Source organism: Clostridium budayi (assembly GCF_055396605.1).
This window is the reverse complement of record NZ_AP042456.1, coordinates 1,999,475-2,018,432: the sequence shown is the minus strand read 5'-3', so window position 1 is coordinate 2,018,432 and position 18,958 is coordinate 1,999,475. Positions and strand designations below refer to the sequence as shown.

Sequence of the window (18,958 nt, the reverse complement as noted above, 5' to 3'; positions counted from 1 at the left end):
ATTAATTATGAAAAAATTAATAAATGACCCAAATAATGTTCTAGAAGATATGATAGAAGGAATGTGTTATGCACATGAAAATGACTTGAAAAGAGTAGAAGGTTTTGATGTATTAGTAAGAAAAAATCCTAAAACTAGTGGCAAAGTAGCACTAGTAAGTGGTGGTGGAAGTGGACATGAACCAGCGCATGCTGGATTTATCGGGGAAGGTATGCTTGATGCGGCTGTATGTGGTGCTGTTTTTACTTCTCCAACTCCAGATCAAGTATATAAAGCTATACAAGAAGTTAATACAGGAGAAGGAGTACTTCTTATAATAAAAAATTATACAGGGGATGTAATGAATTTTGAAATGGCTCAGGATATGGCTGAGATGGAAGGAATAAATGTTAAATCAGTAGTAGTAAATGATGATGTAGCAGTAGAAGATAGCCTTTATACTGCAGGAAGAAGAGGAATTGCAGGTACTATATTTGTTCATAAAATTGCAGGTGCAAAGGCTGAAGAAGGAGCTTCATTAGATGAAGTTGCAGATGTAGCTAATAAAGTAATCAAAAATGTAAGAAGTATGGGAATGGCACTTACATCTTGTATTGTTCCAGCAGCTGGGAAACCTAACTTTATATTAGAAGATGACGAAGTAGAAATTGGTATAGGTATTCATGGGGAACCTGGAACTCATAGAGAAAAGATTTCAAGTGCTAATAATATTGCAAGTGAACTAGTTAATAAAATAATGGATGATATGAATTTAGAGTGTGATGATGAAGTTGCAGTTATGGTAAATGGCCTTTCAGGAACACCACTTATGGAACTTTATATAGTTAATAAAAAAGTTAGAGAGATGCTAGAAGATAAAGGAATAAAGGTTTATAAAACATTTGTAGGAGAATATATGACTTCATTAGAAATGTCAGGATGTTCAGTATCAATATTAAAGCTTGATGATGAGCTTAAAGAATTATTAGATAGAAAAGCTGATACTCCAGCACTTAAAGTTTTCTAAAAAGTTAAATTAGGAGAGTGAATTTAATGGATAGCAAAAAAGTAATAGAAATACTAATAAAAATATCCGAAAAAATAGATAAAAACAAAGAATATTTAACAGAACTTGATGCTGCAATTGGTGATGGAGATCATGGGTTAAATATGAGCAAAGGTTTTAAAGCAGTTTCGGACAAGTTAAAAGCTGAAGAAGATGATAACATAGGTAATATTTTTAAAAATACAGGAATGACTTTAGTTTCTAATGTTGGTGGAGCATCAGGACCACTTTATGGAACAGCTTTTATGAAAGCTTCTATGGCATTAAAGGATAAGAATGAAATTGATATAAACGATTTCTTAAGTGCTTTAAAGTTAGCTTTAGAAGGAATAAAAAGTAGGGGTAAATCTACAGAAGGTGAAAAAACTATGATAGATGCATTATCTCCTGCAATAAAAGCAACTAAAGGAAGAGCAAGCTATTTAGGCGATAGAAGTATAGGACATCAAGATCCAGGCGCTACTTCATGTTTTTATATTTTAGAAACTATATATGAAGAAGCAAAAAAAGACTTATAGATGGGAGATAAACAATATGGTAGGAATAGTTATAATATCTCATAGCAATAAAATAGCTGAAGGTGTAACTGAAATGGCACTTCAAATGGCTCCAGAAGTACCAATTATTCCAGCGGGAGGAACAAAGGACAATGAGATAGGCACAGACATTAATAAAATTAGTGATGCAATAAAAAAGGTATATTCAGATGATGGAGTTATGATTTTATTTGATTTAGGAAGCGCATATATGAATGCACAAATGGCTATTGACTTTTTAGAAGAAGATATTGATACAAATAAGGTACAAATAATTGATTGTGCATTAATTGAAGGTGCAATAGCAGCTGCTGTTCAAAGTGGGATTGGATCAAATATAGAAGAGATAAAGGAAGCATTAAAAGATTTAAGATTAGAAAAGATATCCTAATATAAATTACATTGGAGATGATAATATGTACGACGTTCTAATAATAGGCGGAGGAGTAATTGGAGGAAACATAGGAAGAGAACTTTCAAAATATAACTTAAAAATATGTATGGTAGAGAAAGATGATGATGTAAGTTGTGGATGCTCTAAAGCTAATAGCGGTATAGTACATGCAGGGTATGCAGATACTCCAGGAACATTAAAAGCTAAGCTTTGTGTTAAAGGAAATAGAATGTTTGAAAAGTTAGAAGAAGAATTGAATTTTGGATATAGAGAAACAGGTTCACTCGTTTTAGCATTTTCAGATGAGGAAAAAAAGTATTTAGAAAAACTTTATGATTATGGAATACAAAATGGAGTAGGTGGACTTAAAATAATAGACAGGGAAGAAGTCCTTAAAATGGAGCCACACTTAAACAAAGAAGTAAAATGGGCATTATATTGTAAGGATGCGGGAGTATGTTCACCTTATGAATTTACAATTGCACTTATAGAAAACGCAATTAAGAATGGTATGGATTTAAGATTAAATGAAGAAGTAATAGGAATAGAAAAAGAAGGAGATATATTTAAGGTTAAGACTAATAAAGGGATTATAGAAAGTAAATATGTTATAAATGCAGCAGGTGTTTATAGTGATAAAATTGCTAATATGGTTGGATTAAATGATTTTTATATTATTCCAAGAAAAGGAGAATATATATTGTTTAATAAAGACCAAGCTTATTTAGTAAACAAAGTAATATTCCAAGTTCCAACAGAGAAAGGAAAAGGAATATTAGTAACAACAACATATCATGGCAATCTTTTAATTGGACCTGATGCAGAACAAGTAGCTAGTAAAGATGATGTATCAACAGATGAAAAATCTCTTATAGAAATAATTAAAGCTGCTAGAAAGTCAGTAAGTGGTTTTGATATGAAAAAAGCATTAACTTCTTTTGCAGGTGTTAGACCAACTAGTTCAACTAAAGATTTTATAGTTGAAGAAAGTAAAGTAAAAGGATTCTTTAATGCAACTGGGGACTCACCAGGACTTACATCATCTCCTGCAATTGCTAAAATGATGGTAGAAATTTTAAAAGATTCAGGAGTAAAACTTGAAGAGAAAGAAAACTTTGTAGCTTATAGAAAACCTATAATAGTTAAAAAAGATAAAAACTTTATTGGAAATATTTATGCTACAAATCCAAAGGAACATATTATATGTAGATGTGAGACTGTAACTGAAGAAGAAATAGTAGATGCATTAACTAGAGAAATTAAGATTGATTCAATTGATGCTATAAAAAGACGTACAAGAGCTGGAATGGGTACATGCCAAGGAGCATTCTGCGGACCTAGGGTAAGGAAACTAATTGCTAAAACATTAAACATTAGCGAAGACGAGGTTAAAGGAGTAGCTCCAAGGTCATCAGATCTTCATAACAGAGTAAAAAGAATAGAAATAATGAAATTATAAACAAAAAGCCTAAGATATCTAAATTTATAGTATATCTTAGGCTTTCATTAATATAGAAAAATTTTAATAATATCCAACTCTAACAAGCCAGAATGTCATATTTTTATTACTCCATCCTAGGTCCCAAGGAACATCATTTCTGTCCGTATTATGACAAGTAACTAAAGAGTAACCTTTTGAATCAGCACCAGTAACCATTGAGATATGAGTTATATCTCCCTTTTTTTCGTAAGCAACAAAGTCACCAGGAAGAAGTTTATAAGAAGCTTTATAAACTTTTTCATAACTTCCTTTAGCAATTACATAAGCTCTTCCACTACCTATCATGTAACTAGTAAATTTATCTGCATTTATCCAAGGACCAGTTGCACTACCTTTATCATAGTTCCATACAGTATTTTTCTTAAATCCGCCACCTTCATGAAGGATTTGGGATGCAAAGTTTGCACAGTCTCCACCTTCAACATTGAAATTTCTATATTTCTTGTTATACTTAAATCCATCTTCAGGATTAGTTGCAGAACCACAATATTTTTTGGCATATTCAACTGCTTCTAATCTCTTAGGGTGCAGGTTTGAAAAATCTCGCTTTTCTTTACTTGAAATAAATTTATTAATATCATCAGCTTTAATATGCTCAAGTTTTAATGAATCAGCAAATGGATCAGTATACCATTCTTTGCTAATAATCCATTCATCATCTTGTTTTGATAACTGAATTGAGTGATATGTTCCTATCCTAGAGCAATTAACTTCATCAGGTTTATCAGGATAAATGTATTTATATTCAGTATTACACATTACATAGAAGGAAGAAGATTTATCATTTATATTTGATTTTTGGATTATTACTTTTGGATTAATTTCTATAAATTTAACTCCTTGTTTTTGAGCCCAATTATTAATATATTTAACCTTACTTTCTTCATATTCGTATGCCCATTGCCCTAATTTAATATCAGTATTATATAAAGATTTTATAGAGTCTAAATCTTGACTTAGCACAGCCTTACTTTTCTTTAAAAATATATTTTCAACAAATTGCTTCCACTCTTCTGTAAGAACATTTGAAGAAGCTGCGTTTAAAGAATCTGAAGTGCCATCTAAAGCTTTTTCAATAATCTCTATATATTTTGAAGTATCATCATTAAGGGGTGCACCATCAAACCATTTTTTATCTTTTGTCCAATCACCAAAATATTTAGCTTTTAGTACTATTTCTGGTCTATATTCAAAATGCAAAGTATCAAAGTGATTCCATTTTCCACCCCAAACAAAATTATGTTTTTCAAAAGTTTCAACTAATTCTTTTGGATACTCAGAAATTCTTTTAGAGCCAGCTTCTTTAGAAGACCATTTCCAATAATCACGCTTATCACTATGTAAATCAATTGCGATACCATAAGCATGAGGACTAAGTCTTCCTGTGCCTGATATAACCCTATAATTAAATGTTCCACTTGCAGGATATAATATGCTAGCTATATCTGGTCTACTTTTTGAAAGTGGTATAAGTTCTTGAAGTACAGCTTCTAAAGCTTTATTAGCATTATTACTTTTATTAAATTGATAATTTGGATAGCCATATTTTAAGCTAGTTAAATTAGATTCAATTCCTTTTCTAGAACTTCCATAAACCTCATTTAAAAGCTCATAATTTCTACCACGTCCAGGGTCAAAATCTTTCTCCATAACTTCATTGTTTTTAGTAAGCGGATAAGGGGCTTTAAGCATATCTTGAAGATCAGGATTTACTAGAATTTCTTCATGACTTTTATTCTTTTTATCATCATAGATGATTTTCTTACCAGACTTCATAACACAAAATACATCATTGCCCTTTTTCTCTATATTAGTTATAAAACCAGGGTAGGCAAGCATAAGAGTCAGCAAATCTTGCTTCATTTCTGTTTCATAATCTTTATTTTCAAGAGAAAGTACTGGTAGTTTAATATTTACAATAAGTAAAATAGCTATTAAAAAAATACTTAAAAATTTCTTCATATGATTACCTGCCTTATAAAAAAACTATACTAAAAATAGTTTATCCGAAGGCATATACTAATATGTAATAATAATCTTCAAATATATAGTTTGTTTTATATTTAAAGATTATCTTTTTAATATATAAGGAAAATGTTAATATAAAATATATATACTTAAGAGAAGAAAGAGGGATAATAATGAGTTTAGTTAAGATATATGAAGAGTATAATATAGTGAATGAAGAATACTTAAATTTTACAAATAAAGTGGCTTTAGAAGGTTTAGATAACTTTAATAATGAGACTTTAGAAAGGCTTAATGTTTATAAAGAAAAGTTCGGAAATTTAATGGAAAGAATCAATGAAGAAGATTTAAGTGAGGAAGATGAAAACAATATAAAAGATTTAAAATATTTAATTTTAGATGGGATATTTTTAGCATCAGATTTAGCGGGATTTTATAGTATAAATGAAAAAGAAAGATTTAAAATGAGATTAGCAAATTACATTAATAAGATGAGAAGAGCTAAGAATATGTAATTTAAAATCTATGGAGGGTATAATATGGAAGAGTTTTTAAGGAAGGTTTTTAAAGATTATAAAGTAGGAATAAATGATGAAAATATTATGAAAAAAAGTGCTGTTATTCTTCCAATTATAAATATAGATGGAGTAGATAGTATATTATTTGAAGTAAGAACAGATGAATTATCCTTAAATCCAGGAGAAGTATGTTTTCCAGGTGGAAGGATAGAAGAGGGAGAAAGTCCAAAAGAAGCAGCTATTAGAGAATGCAATGAAGAAATAGGATTAAGCTTTGATAACATAGATGTAATAACAGAACTAGATACATTTGTATCAAATACAAATATGATAATATATCCGTTTTTAGCTTATATTAAAGGGAATTATAAGTTTTTAATAAATGAAAGTGAAGTTAAAGAAATACTAACTATCCCATTAGACTATTTAGTTAGTATGGAACCTATATCTGTTTATAATAAACTAACAACTATTCCAAGTGATGATTTTCCATTTGAAAATATAATAAATGGTGAAGATTATAAATTTAGAGAAGGTAGTTATAGAGTATTATTTTATAAATATAAAGATTATGTGATTTGGGGAATGACAGCTAGAATATTAGAAAACTTTTTAAATAAAATAAAAAATAACTTAGAGAAATAATCTCTAAGTTATTTTTTTAGTTAGGTAGTGAAAGATTACATACAGTAAGCATATTGATAGTATCTTCAACAGCAGATCTAATACCTGCAACAATTAAAAGATCGCCTTCTTTTAATACTGTATCTGCAGTTGGCATAATTTCTTTATCGTCTCTTATAATAGAGAAAACTCTACAGCCAGCTGGTAGTTTCCATTCTTTTAAAGACTTTCCTATATACCATTCACTACTTAAAAGTAATTCACGTATTATAATTTTATCTTCTTCTTTTGATGTTTCAACAGTGTTTTCATCTTCAGTAAATAATTTCTCAAATAGTATTGGGAAAAGAATACATGATATAACTGTTGTAACTATAAAAGCAGAATATGTAGCTTCAGTTATGTAATTAAGATGCATAGCCATTTGAGCACCTACTATTGTTAAACTAAGTTGAGCTGTTAATATCATTGATGCTGCTAATGAATTTTTAATACCATATTTCTTTTTGAATAAAAGGCAAGGTATAAATTTAACTATGAAAAATACAAGTAAAAATAGCGGTATTTTAGCTATTGCACTTGGATTTTTTACTATTGAACTTAAATCTATATTAACCCCAACCATTATGAAGAAAATAGGTATTAAAAAGCCGTATCCTATAACATCTAACTGGTGAGTGATTTCTTCTTTTGCCTTACCAACTAAAAGTGCGAAAATAATTCCAGCTAAAAATGAACCAAGTACTATTTCTGAACCTGTTTTTTGAGCAACAGCAACTAATATTAATACAAGTACAAAAGCACCTCTAACACTTATATGAAGGTTTTTAAAAGCTATTAAAGATAAATCTCTAGTTTTAAATACAAGCTTACATATAAGGTAAATTGCAATAGCTACAAAAAATGTTATTAAGAAAGTAAAACTTTTAATTGATAGTCCGTAAGTTGAAACAGAAGCAATAAAAGTTATACCTATTAAACATACAAATTCAGCAATTAAGGAAAATATTAATAATGTTTGCCCAAAATCACTGCTTAGAATATGCTTAGACTTTAATATAGGAACAAGAAGTCCTGGTGCTGCTGAAGTAAACAGTAAAGCAAAGAATAGAGATCCTTTAGTTATTCCAGCCATCTTTAATAATGTGAAAGATAACACATTAGATATTACAAGTGAAAATATAAATACCTTTAAACTCGTAAATACTTTTGAATTAAGAAAAGTTTCTTCTTTTGAAAGCTTTAAATCCTCAAAGTTTATTTCAAGTCCACTTAAAAACATTAAGTAGGCAAGACCTAAATTTGATAAAAATAAAATCCAAACATCTGGTTTTATAACGTTAAAAAAACTTTTTCCAAGTATAATACCTATAAATATTTCTCCAACTTGATATGGAACTTTAATCTTTTTTAATTTAGCCACTAAGAATGGTGTGAAGAAAGCAACTACAGCCAAGATTAATAACGAATCGTAATTTAATATTTCTTCCATCTAATACACCCCTTTTTTCTTTAGTCTCAAACTACATTGTAATCATATAACAATTATTTAGCAAGTTCGTATAATAAAATATAGTTTTAATGTTATATTAAATTTTTATATATTAAAGAAAAATGTTAAGATATAAAGTATACGATAAAATGAATAAAGAGGGGAAATAAAATGAATGCAATTAATCACTTTAAGACAATTACTAATCACAAATTGCTAGTAATGAAATATTGCTTTAAGGTTGGATTATATAAGCAAGGATTACTTCATGATTTATCAAAATATTCATGGGTAGAGTTTAGAGCTGGAATAAAATATTATAAAGGTACAGTAAGTCCAAATGGAATACAAAAAAAGGTTGAGGGATTATCAACAGCATGGCTTCATCATAAAGGAAGAAACAAACATCATTTTGAATATTGGATAGATTATGGACAAGACTATAAAAAAGGTTTAATGGGTATGAAAATGCCATTTAAATATGTCGTTGAAATGTTTATAGATAGAATGTCGGCATCTATGAATTATCAAAAGGAAAAGTATACTGATAAAAGTCCACTAGAATATTATGAAGCTAGAAAAGAAGCATATGTTATACATAAAGAGTCAAGGGAAACATTAGAAAAGTTACTTAATATGTTATCTAGAGATGGAGAAGAAAAAACTTTAGAATATATAAAAAAGGAACTTAATAAATATAACTAAGTATAAATAAGTGAAATTTAATTGCTTCAAAATCATTAGATGGATAAATTTTTAATGATTTTGAAGCAATTTATATTAATTTATAAATAGTTATTAATAAATATAACTTGACAGATTATACTAGACACTCTAAAATTTAATGATATTTAGGTAAGGAGAAATAAGATATGCTTATAGGTAAAGAACTTTTAGACGAAGAAAAATATTTAAATAAAACACAAGATTCAATAAAAGAATTATTAAATAAATATATTGATTTAAGTGAATTACAAGATAAAGAAATTGTAAAACATAGAAGATTTCTTTGGGATAATAGAAATGAACTAGATGAAATTGAGATAAATGAAAATTGTAGCCAAGTAGCTATGCAAGAAAAAATGCATTCAAGAAAGAAAAATAGAATTAAGACATTAGAAAGACAATTAGGATCACCTTATTTTGCAAGAATTGATTTTAAGGAAGATGGAGAAGAGGCAGAAAGCTTCTACATAGGATTATCTACTGTTGAAGATGAAGAAAATTTTGAATTCATGGTTTTTGATTGGCGTTCACCAGTTTCAACTCTATTTTATGATTTTGAAATGGGAAGAGCATTTTATGACGCACCAAAAAGAAGAGTAGAAGGAACAATTGAATTTAATAGACAATTTAATATAAAAAATGGTGAAATAGTATTTATGCATAATTCTAATGAATCATTATGTGATGAAACTTTAGGAAAAATGCTTGGAGGAAATGCTACTGATAAGATGAAAAACATAGTAGCAACAATTCAAAAAGAACAAAATGATATTATAAGAAATGAAGATAGTAAAGTTTTATTTATACAAGGGGCTGCTGGGTCTGGAAAGACATCAATAGCACTTCATAGAGCTGCTTATATACTATATAAGTATAGAAAAGAATTAAGTCCAGAAAATATTTTAATATTCAGTCCAAATGAAGTATTTGCAGAATATATTTCTGATGTTTTACCTGAACTTGGTGAAACTAACATACTTCAAACAACTTTTGAAAATTACTCAAATACGTTTTTACCTTCAAATTATTCATATGAAAGTAAAAATGACTATTTAGAATATGTATATAAGAATGATAAAGATTTAGAATATAAGTTAAGATTAAAAGGAATGGAATATAAAAATACGACTGAGTTTATGGAAATATTAAATAAATTCGTTAAGGATATTCCAAAACTTTTAACAGATATCAAACCTATTATAATAGATGGAAATGAAATACTTAGCAGAAAAAGTGTAGAAAATACAATTATAAAAAGATTTAATAATATACCATTTTTAAATAGAATAAAAGTTATAAAAGAAAGTATTTTTTCACAAGTTGAAACTAAATATTTATCAGATAATGATGATTTTGAATATATAGAAGATAAAAATCAGTTCTACACATATTGCAAGGAACAAGTAAATATTCAAATTGATAATATGATAAAAACAGTAAACAGTGTAGCTATATATAAAATGCTTTGGGAAAATATAAGTAATTATACAGACGAAAATTTAGAAGATATAAAAAATATAACTATAAAATATTTAAATTTAGGAATAGTAAATTATGAAGATATTACTCCAATAATTTATATAAGAGCTGCTATGGAAGGCTTTAGAAATTACTCAAATGTAAAACATATACTAATTGATGAAGCACAAGATTATAGTCCACTATTTTATGAAATAATAAAAAGATCATTTAAAGATGCTGCCATTACAATAATGGGAGACTTAAATCAAAGAATTGATAAAAATTCTAATGTAAAAGATAAAGAAGGAATTACAAATATATTTAATGATGTAAAAACTGCTATTTTAACAAAAAGCTATAGATCAACATTTAATATAACTAATTTTACAAAAGAACTTTTAGATACTCATGAACCTATTGAGGCTATTGAAAGAAGAGGAGAAAACCCTAAAGTATATATTATAAATAATGGGTTAGAAAAAAAGGTTTCAGAATTAATTGATGAAATGACTAATAAGAAATATGAATCAATAGCTATTATATGCAAAAATAGAGAAGTTTCTAATGAGTTATATAGAAGACTTAAAGAATTAAATAATGACGTGAATTTAATTGAAGATGATAAAGATGAGTTTAAAAAAGGTATTAATATAATTCCTTCATATTTATCAAAGGGATTAGAATTTGATGCAGTAATAGTAGCGGATGGAGAAAATTATTTAGGAGAAAGCTATAATAATTTATTTTATACAGCATGTACAAGAGCTCTTCATGAACTTCATATTATAGCAGATAGAAATATAGACGAGATTTTACCTAGCAATAAAGAATTATATACACTTGTTTAGGAAGTATATAGGATTTAAAAATAATAAATAAAGTATAATTAAGAACCATACCTTAAGAAAACTTTTAAGGGAATGGTTCTTATTATTTTTTTATAAAAAATTCCAGTTAAATATTGACAATATATGAAATATGGGATACTATATCATTAAACGATATATCTTTAAATGATATAGTTTGAGGAGGTAGTATGGGTAGAAAGAAAGCTTTAGATGAAAATATTTTAACTGATTCAACTTATTATATTCTATTAGCTCTAGCAGTTCCAAAGCATGGCTATGCAATAATGCAAGAAGTTAGTGAAAAATCTAATGAAACTGTAGAGATAGGTCCAGCAAGCTTATATACAATACTTAATAAGCTTCAAAAAAATAATCTAATAGAATTAATAGAAGACAGTACAGACAGAAGAAAATGTTACAAATTAACTGAAAGAGGAAAAGAGATCATAATTCACGATATCGAAAGAAGAAAAAAGATGGTTGAGTATGGGGAAGAAGTATTAAATATTATTAAAGGGTAGGAGATTAATATGGGTAAAGATAAAAAAAGGGTTTCAAATTTAGGATATGCATTTGATGAAAAAAGAGCTTTAGAAAAGTTTAGAAAATTATCTAAGGAAGGGTGGATTCTTAAAAAGGCAAATATACTTAGTTATGAATTAGTTAAGGGTGAGAAGAAAGAACAAATATATTCAATGGATTATAGGAATTTTTCTAAGAATAAAGAAGTTTTAGATGAATATATTGAAATATTTAGAGCTGGAGGCTGGGAATATATTTGTTCAAATCAAAATATGTTTCATTTCTTTAAAGCTGATGTAGGAACTAAACCAATATATACAAATAAAAAAGAGGATGCAGAAAAGTATAGAGACACTTATAAGAGTACAAAAATAATAGCAGTACTTTCTTTAATTTGTTTATTATTAAGTGTAATTTATATAATTAAACGTAATAGTATTTCTATAGTTCTACTATTAATATTAGGGATTTCAGCTGGGATACTTGTGGCATCAGCTATGATGATATTTGCGTTAAAAAGTAAATTTAAAAAGTCTTTAGACAAGAATTATTAATAGAAAGTTTATCTTAAAAGAAAGAATTTTAGTATATAATAACACTTAAGATTTTATCTTTTAAGTAAAAGGAGGACTAAAGATGAAAAGTTTAGATATAAATTTTAATAAAACAGCTCTTGTAATTATTGATTTACAAGAAGGAATAGTTAAAATGCATAATGGAGAAGAAGTAGTTAATAAAGCAAAAAAACTTGTAGATAAATTTAGAGAAAATGATGGATTTATAGCTTTTGTACATGTAGATTTTCATGATGGAAAAGATATGTTAAATCCAGACACAGATAATGAAAATAATAATGTTTCTATACCAGAAAAAAACTGGGCAAATTTTTGCAAAGAATTAGATGTAAAAAATGATGATTATACTGTAAAAAAACGTCAATGGGGAGCATTCTTTGGAACAGATTTAGATTTAGAATTACGTAGAAGAGGAATAGATACAATAGTACTATGTGGAATTGCTACTAATATAGGAGTTGAAAGTACTGCACGTCAAGCATATGAACGTGGATATAATCAAATATTTATAGAAGATGCTATGAAAACAGGTAGTAAAGAAGCTCATGATGCTACTATAAAATATATATTCTCTAGAATAGGTAAAATTCGTACAACAGAAGAATTTATAAAAGAGGCTTAAAATAAAACTTAATTCTAATTAACAAAAACTTGAAAATTACAATCTTTTATTATATAATAATTATTATTAATTAAATGTTATAGAAGGTGATATTGTGGAAAACAGAGAATTAGAAATAGGAATGGTAGCTCCAGACTTTACTTTAATGGGGTCAGATAATAAAGAACATAAATTAAGTGATTATAGAGGAAAAAAGGTAATATTATATTTTTACCCAAAAGACAATACTCCAGGCTGCTCACTTGAAGCACAAGATTTTAAAAACTATCATCAAAAGTTTTTAGATAATAATACAATAATATTAGGTGTAAGCAGAGATTCATTAAAGTCACATGATAAGTTCATTACAAAATATGATTTACCATTTGTATTGTTATCAGATGAAAATGAAGAGGTTTGTAAATTATATGATGTACTTAAAGAAAAGAATATGTTTGGTAAAAAAGTATTTGGGATTGAAAGAAGTACATTTATAATTGATGAAGAAGGAAAAATAAAAGATATATATAGAAAAGTTAAAGTAAAAGGACATGTAGAAAGCTTACTATAATATGAAAAGGAACGGAATAAAACGTTCCTTTTTTCATATATGTTTTATATCCATATTAGGAATTAAATATGTTATAATTATAAAAGTAAATTAACATATAACCTAAATGGAGGAAGATAGTACATGTTTAGTAAAGATGAACTTTCAGTAATTCAAGATGCATTAAAGATTGCAGATGAAGAATACATAAGACTTATTGATGAAAATAAAGGAAATAAAAGTAGACTAGTTGCATTTAATAGAAAACAAAAGAAATTATGGCTAGTACAAAATAAATTGAAAAAGATAATGGAAGAAAACAAATAAAAAAATAACTCAAGAAATAAATTTAGTTTCTTGAGTTATTTTTTTATTTAATGATTCTTAAGTAAATCTCTAATTTCTGTTAATAAACTAATTGTTAAATCCTCTTTTGCATCTTCCTTTTCTTCTTCAATTTTATCTTTTAAAGCTTTTTTTCTTTCTAATTTAGCTACTAGTTTTATAGCTAAAAATATAGAGAGAGCAATAATTAAAAAATCTATTATATTTTGAAAAAACATTCCTATATTTAATGTTAAGGCTTGAGTTCCGTATAGTGGGTTAGTTAAAAAGATTTTGTAATCTCTAAAGTTTATTCCACCTGTTAATACTCCTATTATAGGCATAATAATATCATTTACTAGTGAAGAAACTATTTTATTAAAAGCTCCTCCAATAATAACCCCGATTGCTAAATCGAATATATTTCCCTTTAAAGCAAAGGCTTTAAATTCAGATAAAAACGCTCTCATATATATAATCCTTTCTTAAACAATTCTATTTTTATTATTAATTATTTGCTTAAATATTATTCAGTTTGTAATTAATATGAAATTTTAACTTAGAATTAAAATGAAATTAAGATTAATTCCTGATGGGCAAAATTACTTATAAGAATATATGAACAATAGTAATAATGGCCTTATAAAGTTAACATAAAAGCTTCTATATTAAAACTTAATGTGATTTAAATCAAATTTTTATAAGGAATATTTTAGTACTATAAATATAGAAAGATTTTAGAAGGTGATTAAATGTTTTATAAGGAATATTCAAAATATTATGATGATATACGTCCTATGAATAAGAAGGCCTTAGACTTTCTTAAGAAGAATTTTAAATTTAAGAAAAAATTATTAGATGCAGCTTGCAAGACAGGAGAATTAGCTATTAATCTAACTATGGAAGGGCATGAGGTCCAAGCAATAGATATAGATAAAAATTTTGTAAGAGTTGCTAAAGAAAAAGCTAATAATCAAGATGGATTAGAATTAAAGTTTAGAGATATAACTCCATTAGAATTAGGTAAGAATGATAATTTAAATAATTATGATGGAATTTATTACTTACATGATGAAATAGCATACCTTCAAAGTGGAAGAGATACAAAAACTGCACTTAAGCATTTATATAAAACATTAAAAGAAGATGGTGTGTTTATACTTGAAACATTAAATTTTGATAAAATTATAAATGAAAATGTTGAATTATTAGAGGCAATTATTAAAGAAAAAGAAAAGATTAGTTTAACTACAGAACTAGAAAGAGAAGGAGATTATATAAACTGTATAAGTAAGTTACTTATAGAAGGTAAGGAATTTTTAAATGAAGAGTTATTAGTTCCTATACTTAGTGATGATATAGTTGAATTTTTATCAGTTATTGGATTTAGAAAAATTAAAACTTATGGAGACTATGATGGAAGTGAATTTAATAAAGAAAAGTCAAATAAGTTAATAATTACATGTGAAAAGTAGAATTATATTTAAATGCTAAAAAACGCTATTAATCTAGTTTTTAGATTAATAGCGTTCTTTAATAAACTCACTATAAATTAATCAATTTTAATTTTATCCATATTTTCTTGAACATTTACTAAAGCTTCTCCAAATCTTTGGAAATGTACAACTTCTCTTTGTCTTAAGAATTTTAATATTTCTTTAATTTCATGGTCATCTGTTAAGTTTATTAACCATTCATAAGTTGCCCTAGCTTTTTCTTCTGCCGCCATATCTTCATGAAGATCCGCAATGACATCGTCTTTAGCCTGAATGTAAGTTGCTGTCCATGGGTTACCAGTTGCATCTGTATAGAATAAAGCTTTTCCATGATCAGTATAATGACCTCCAAGACCAGCTGCTTTAATCTCATCAACTGAAGCATTTTCCATTAGCTGATATACCATAGTTCCTATCATTTCAACGTGAGCCATTTCTTCAGTTCCTATATCAGTTAATAATGCCTTTGCTTTACCTGTTGGCATTGTGAAACGTTGATTTAAATATCTTAAAGCGGCGCTTAATTCACCATCTGGTCCACCATATTGAGATATAAGGAATTTAGCCATTTGAAGATCTTTAGATTTTAGATTTATTGGATATTCCAGTGTTTTTACATAATACCACATAAATTAATAACTCCTCCTTTAACGATTTTCCCAAGGCCATGGACTATCAGTCCAAGCTTTAGGGTTAGTTACAAAAGCTGAACCAAAATTAGTAAGTGGTCCATAAAGATTTTCATACTTACACATTAAGCAATTTAAATTGCTAGATACTGCTTCGAAATCTTCTGTAGCTTTTCTGTTTTCAGGGAAATTATCAAGAAAAAGGTTTAGTTCAACAGCATAAAATTGATTTTGCATAATTTTTTCTAATAATTCTTCTTTAGACATACAATATTTACCTCCATATAATTTTATTTTCCACGATAAGGACGATAAAGGTCCTTAAAGATAGTGCCTTTTTTAAAGGCTGTATCTAATCTAAATAAATTTTCATATACTTGAGGTAAAATGAATGCTTCTGCATAACGTAAATTTTTAATTTTATTACATCTATAGTCATCTGCTAAATTATCATAATCACGCATCTTAAATTTTCATCCTTTCAATGATGTTTATCTACAATTTTATACTATGTAGGTTAAATTTATTGTGTGACAAAATACCTTATTAAAATACAAGAAAATTCATTAAATATAAGAAAGAAAACAGAATTTACAAAATAATCTTAAATAAATTTAGATTTAATAATAATATTAAAATAAATTTCTTTCAAAAGTGTAAGAAACATGTAAGCAACATAAATATGAAGTTTTATAAAACTAATTTACAATTAGATTAAATTAAAACTTAGGAGGAAACAATATGAGAAAATTAATAAGTATTTTAATTGTAGGATTAGTGATTTTAGTTGGAGTAGGTTTTATAGCTAAAGAAACCTTATTTCCTATGAAGGATAAAAGTATTATAGAAAAGTATTCAAAAGAGTATGACGTTAAACCAGAACTTATATCTGCTTTTATAAATTTTGAAACTGGATTTGAACCAGTTGAATATAAAGAAGGAAAAGCATGTGGACTTATGAAATTAACAGCAAAAACTGGAGAAAATTTAGCTAAAGAAATTGGTGATAATAATTTTAAAGATAAGGATATTGCAGATAACGATACAAATATAAAGCTTGGCACATACTATTTATCAAAAAGTGTTAAAGATGGATTAAAAGAAACTGTAGGTAATTGGGCTATAAGAAATGGTGAAGAGAAGAACGATAAATTTGATGCTAAAGAGTATGCAAAAGAATATTTTGCAAAGAAAATAGAGCTTAGAGAAAAAATATATAAAATATTATATTTTACATTTTAATTAAAAGGTAGATATTTAAAAATATTTAAGTATATATAAAGCACAAATTAAATGTATGGTAGATAGTAAATAAACACCTAATGAAAATTATTTTCCTAAATTAAGAAAAATATTTTCAAAAAACTATTGATTTTATAATTAAATTGTATTAAGATGGGAATATAAGGAAAATAATTTTCAAGGTGGTGAGTGTTTGTGTTAGATGTAATAAAAAATAATTTGATTGTATCCTGCCAAGCATTAGAGGATGAGCCTCTTCATAGTGCATTTATTATGGGTAGAATGGCAAAAGCAGCTAAAGAAGGTGGTGCAGTTGCTATAAGGGCTCAAGGAGTAGATGATATTATTGAAATAAAAAGAGTAACTAATCTACCGGTAATTGGAATAATAAAGTGCAATTATAAAGATTCAGAAGTTTTTATAACTCCAACAGAAAAGGAAATTAAAGAATTAATAGAAACTGGATGCGAAATGATAGCTTTAGATGCAACTAATAGGACAAGACCTAATAATGAAAAAATTAAAGACTTATTAGAATTAATTCATAAAAGTAAACGTTTAGCTATGGCTGATGTATCTACTTATGAAGAAGGAATTAAAGCTCAAGAGATGGGATTTGATTGTATATCTACAACACTTTCTGGGTATACAAGCTATTCAACGCAAAGTGATAAGGTAGATTTTAAACTTCTAGAAGAATTAGTTAAAGACTGCAGTATACCAGTAATTTGTGAAGGAAGAATATATACTCCAGAAGAACTTAAAGAAGCATTTGATATTGGAGCTTATTCTGTTGTTATAGGTGGTGCTATAACAAGACCACAACAAATAACAGAAAGATTTGTAAAGGCAATAAAATAATTTAAAATTAGGAGAATTTATTATGGATAATATGAGAGGGATTTATTCAGCATTATTAGTTTCTTTTGATAAGGAAGGTAATATAAACGAAAAGGGACTAAGAGAAATAATAAGACACAATATAGATAAATGTAAAGTTGATGGATTATATGTTGGAGGAAGCACTGGTGAAAACTTTATGCTTTCAACTGACGAGAAAAAGAAAATTTTTGACATAGCTATAGATGAAGCTAAGGGAAAAGTGAAATTAATAGCACAAGTTGGATCAGTTAATTTAAAAGAAGCTGTAGAGCTTGCAAAATATGTAACTGATTTAGGGTATAATGCAATATCAGCAGTTACTCCATTTTATTATAAATTTGATTTTGAAGAAATTAAAAATTATTACGAAACGATAGTAAATTCAGTAGATAATAAACTTATTATATATTCAATACCATTTTTAACTGGTGTAAATATGTCATTAGAACAATTTGCAGAGTTATTTAAAAATGAAAAAATTATAGGTGTTAAATTTACAGCAGCAGATTTCTATTTATTAGAGCGTATTAGAAAAAGATTTAAGGATAAATTAATCTTTGCAGGGTTTGATGAAATGCTATTACCAGCAGCTGTGCTTGGAATAGATGGTGCTATAGGATCAACATTTAATATAAACGGAATAAGAGCAAGAAAAATATTAGAGTCTGCACAAAATGGTGATATAAAAACAGCTTTAGATATTCAGCATACTACTAACGACTTAATTACAGACATATTAAACAATGGAATATATCAAACTATTAAATTAGTTTTAGAAGAACAAGGGGTTGATGCTGGTTATTGTAGAAAGCCTCTTAAAGAACCAACTAAAGAGATGATAGAAAAGGCAAAAGAGATAAATAAAAAATATTTTAAATAACTTAAACTCCTTCAAATTAAATAATAGTGTAAGTTTTAAAATTTACACTATTATAATTTTTTTAAATCTTTTAAGTAAAATATTGTAAATTAAGTAATAAGATGTTAAAATACTCATGAAAAATAATTTTTATAATAAAAAATA

At 27.1% G+C, this 18,958-nt stretch carries 23 protein-coding genes and 1 pseudogene; 17 read left to right on the top strand and 7 right to left on the bottom strand.

The genetic code is table 11. The features are described 5' to 3' along the window. The first annotated feature begins 7 nt into the window (after positions 1-7). Genes dhaK through ACZ5TJ_RS09670 form a run of 4 tightly spaced genes read left to right on the top strand, consistent with a single transcriptional unit; the run spans position 8 to position 3,434 of the window. Positions 8-1,006, top strand: coding sequence for a dihydroxyacetone kinase subunit DhaK (gene dhaK / locus ACZ5TJ_RS09685; RefSeq protein WP_217077577.1), 999 nt, complete (start codon positions 8-10; stop codon positions 1,004-1,006). A gap of 26 nt (positions 1,007-1,032) precedes the next feature. Next, entirely contained in the window at positions 1,033-1,563 is a 531-nt protein-coding gene (dhaL, locus tag ACZ5TJ_RS09680) for a dihydroxyacetone kinase subunit DhaL (protein ID WP_464199206.1), read from the top strand. A gap of 16 nt (positions 1,564-1,579) precedes the next feature. Continuing rightward, positions 1,580-1,972, top strand: coding sequence for a dihydroxyacetone kinase phosphoryl donor subunit DhaM (gene dhaM / locus ACZ5TJ_RS09675; RefSeq protein WP_045724339.1), 393 nt, complete (start codon positions 1,580-1,582; stop codon positions 1,970-1,972). A 25-nt stretch (positions 1,973-1,997) separates the two neighbouring features. Then, positions 1,998-3,434 (top strand): FAD-dependent oxidoreductase, encoded by a 1,437-nt coding sequence (locus tag ACZ5TJ_RS09670; protein WP_464199203.1) that lies wholly within the window; start codon positions 1,998-2,000, stop codon positions 3,432-3,434. A 63-nt stretch (positions 3,435-3,497) separates the two neighbouring features. Here ACZ5TJ_RS09670 and ACZ5TJ_RS09665 read toward each other — a convergent pair whose 3' ends face one another. Together ACZ5TJ_RS09665 and ACZ5TJ_RS09660 are read right to left on the bottom strand one after the other, a co-directional pair. Beyond that, positions 3,498-4,556 (bottom strand): amidase domain-containing protein, encoded by a 1,059-nt coding sequence (locus ACZ5TJ_RS09665; protein ID WP_464202310.1) that lies wholly within the window; start codon positions 4,554-4,556, stop codon positions 3,498-3,500. Beyond that, a pseudogene (locus tag ACZ5TJ_RS09660) lies at positions 4,539-5,438 on the bottom strand (M15 family metallopeptidase); the annotation flags it as partial. The pseudogene ACZ5TJ_RS09660 and the gene ACZ5TJ_RS09665, both read right to left, overlap by 18 nt. Before the next feature lie 179 nt (positions 5,439-5,617). Here ACZ5TJ_RS09660 and ACZ5TJ_RS09655 point away from each other — a divergent pair. Continuing rightward, positions 5,618-5,959, top strand: a complete 342-nt coding sequence (locus ACZ5TJ_RS09655; protein WP_464199201.1) for a hypothetical protein — start codon at positions 5,618-5,620, stop codon at positions 5,957-5,959. A gap of 24 nt (positions 5,960-5,983) precedes the next feature. Then, positions 5,984-6,607, top strand: a complete 624-nt coding sequence (locus tag ACZ5TJ_RS09650) for an NUDIX hydrolase (RefSeq protein WP_464199199.1) — start codon at positions 5,984-5,986, stop codon at positions 6,605-6,607. A gap of 16 nt (positions 6,608-6,623) precedes the next feature. Here the strand turns inward: ACZ5TJ_RS09650 and ACZ5TJ_RS09645 are convergent, their stop codons facing one another. Next, positions 6,624-8,078, bottom strand: coding sequence for a cation:proton antiporter (locus tag ACZ5TJ_RS09645; RefSeq protein ID WP_464199197.1), 1,455 nt, complete (start codon positions 8,076-8,078; stop codon positions 6,624-6,626). A gap of 171 nt (positions 8,079-8,249) precedes the next feature. On the opposite strand from ACZ5TJ_RS09645, the gene ACZ5TJ_RS09640 reads away from it, so the two are divergent. From ACZ5TJ_RS09640 to ACZ5TJ_RS09610, 7 genes are all read left to right on the top strand, one after another. Further along, positions 8,250-8,783, top strand: a complete 534-nt coding sequence (locus ACZ5TJ_RS09640) for a DUF5662 family protein (RefSeq protein WP_464199195.1) — start codon at positions 8,250-8,252, stop codon at positions 8,781-8,783. A 167-nt stretch (positions 8,784-8,950) separates the two neighbouring features. After that, positions 8,951-11,113, top strand: a complete 2,163-nt coding sequence (locus tag ACZ5TJ_RS09635) for a HelD family protein (protein WP_464199193.1) — start codon at positions 8,951-8,953, stop codon at positions 11,111-11,113. Between the two features lie 188 nt (positions 11,114-11,301). Beyond that, positions 11,302-11,634 (top strand): PadR family transcriptional regulator, encoded by a 333-nt coding sequence (locus ACZ5TJ_RS09630; protein ID WP_055206993.1) that lies wholly within the window; start codon positions 11,302-11,304, stop codon positions 11,632-11,634. A gap of 9 nt (positions 11,635-11,643) precedes the next feature. Further along, positions 11,644-12,189, top strand: coding sequence for a DUF2812 domain-containing protein (locus tag ACZ5TJ_RS09625; protein WP_464199190.1), 546 nt, complete (start codon positions 11,644-11,646; stop codon positions 12,187-12,189). 82 nt (positions 12,190-12,271) lie between these two features. Then, complete coding sequence (locus ACZ5TJ_RS09620) at positions 12,272-12,832, top strand: isochorismatase family protein (protein WP_464199188.1); 561 nt, start codon at positions 12,272-12,274, stop codon at positions 12,830-12,832. Positions 12,833-12,953: 121 nt separating this feature from the next. Next, positions 12,954-13,382, top strand: coding sequence for a peroxiredoxin (locus ACZ5TJ_RS09615; protein WP_464202309.1), 429 nt, complete (start codon positions 12,954-12,956; stop codon positions 13,380-13,382). Positions 13,383-13,505: 123 nt separating this feature from the next. Then, positions 13,506-13,688 (top strand): hypothetical protein, encoded by a 183-nt coding sequence (locus tag ACZ5TJ_RS09610; RefSeq protein ID WP_045724350.1) that lies wholly within the window; start codon positions 13,506-13,508, stop codon positions 13,686-13,688. Between the two features lie 47 nt (positions 13,689-13,735). Here ACZ5TJ_RS09610 and mscL read toward each other — a convergent pair whose 3' ends face one another. Then, on the bottom strand, positions 13,736-14,155 hold the full coding sequence (gene mscL, locus ACZ5TJ_RS09605; protein WP_464199184.1) for a large-conductance mechanosensitive channel protein MscL: 420 nt from the start codon (positions 14,153-14,155) through the stop codon (positions 13,736-13,738). A gap of 282 nt (positions 14,156-14,437) precedes the next feature. Here mscL and ACZ5TJ_RS09600 point away from each other — a divergent pair, with 282 nt between their 5' ends. After that, positions 14,438-15,160: a class I SAM-dependent methyltransferase gene (locus ACZ5TJ_RS09600; protein WP_464199182.1), complete on the top strand. Its 723-nt coding sequence runs from the start codon at positions 14,438-14,440 to the stop codon at positions 15,158-15,160. Between the two features lie 77 nt (positions 15,161-15,237). Here ACZ5TJ_RS09600 and ACZ5TJ_RS09595 read toward each other — a convergent pair whose 3' ends face one another. From ACZ5TJ_RS09595 to ACZ5TJ_RS09585, 3 genes are read right to left on the bottom strand one after another with little or no spacing between them, the layout of a single operon-like run. After that, positions 15,238-15,810 (bottom strand): manganese catalase family protein, encoded by a 573-nt coding sequence (locus tag ACZ5TJ_RS09595; protein WP_464199180.1) that lies wholly within the window; start codon positions 15,808-15,810, stop codon positions 15,238-15,240. A gap of 18 nt (positions 15,811-15,828) precedes the next feature. Then, a complete protein-coding gene (locus ACZ5TJ_RS09590; protein WP_464199178.1) occupies positions 15,829-16,077 on the bottom strand; it encodes a spore coat protein CotJB in 249 nt (82 codons plus the stop codon). A gap of 23 nt (positions 16,078-16,100) precedes the next feature. Further along, on the bottom strand, positions 16,101-16,274 hold the full coding sequence (locus ACZ5TJ_RS09585) for a spore coat associated protein CotJA (protein WP_394883375.1): 174 nt from the start codon (positions 16,272-16,274) through the stop codon (positions 16,101-16,103). A gap of 277 nt (positions 16,275-16,551) precedes the next feature. On the opposite strand from ACZ5TJ_RS09585, the gene ACZ5TJ_RS09580 reads away from it, so the two are divergent. From ACZ5TJ_RS09580 to ACZ5TJ_RS09570, 3 genes are all read left to right on the top strand, one after another. Next, a complete protein-coding gene (locus ACZ5TJ_RS09580; protein ID WP_464199175.1) occupies positions 16,552-17,052 on the top strand; it encodes a transglycosylase SLT domain-containing protein in 501 nt (166 codons plus the stop codon). A gap of 195 nt (positions 17,053-17,247) precedes the next feature. Continuing rightward, on the top strand, positions 17,248-17,913 hold the full coding sequence (locus ACZ5TJ_RS09575; RefSeq protein ID WP_464199173.1) for an N-acetylmannosamine-6-phosphate 2-epimerase: 666 nt from the start codon (positions 17,248-17,250) through the stop codon (positions 17,911-17,913). Between the two features lie 31 nt (positions 17,914-17,944). Then, positions 17,945-18,814 (top strand): N-acetylneuraminate lyase, encoded by an 870-nt coding sequence (locus tag ACZ5TJ_RS09570; protein ID WP_464202308.1) that lies wholly within the window; start codon positions 17,945-17,947, stop codon positions 18,812-18,814. The last annotated feature ends 144 nt before the right edge of the window (positions 18,815-18,958 follow it).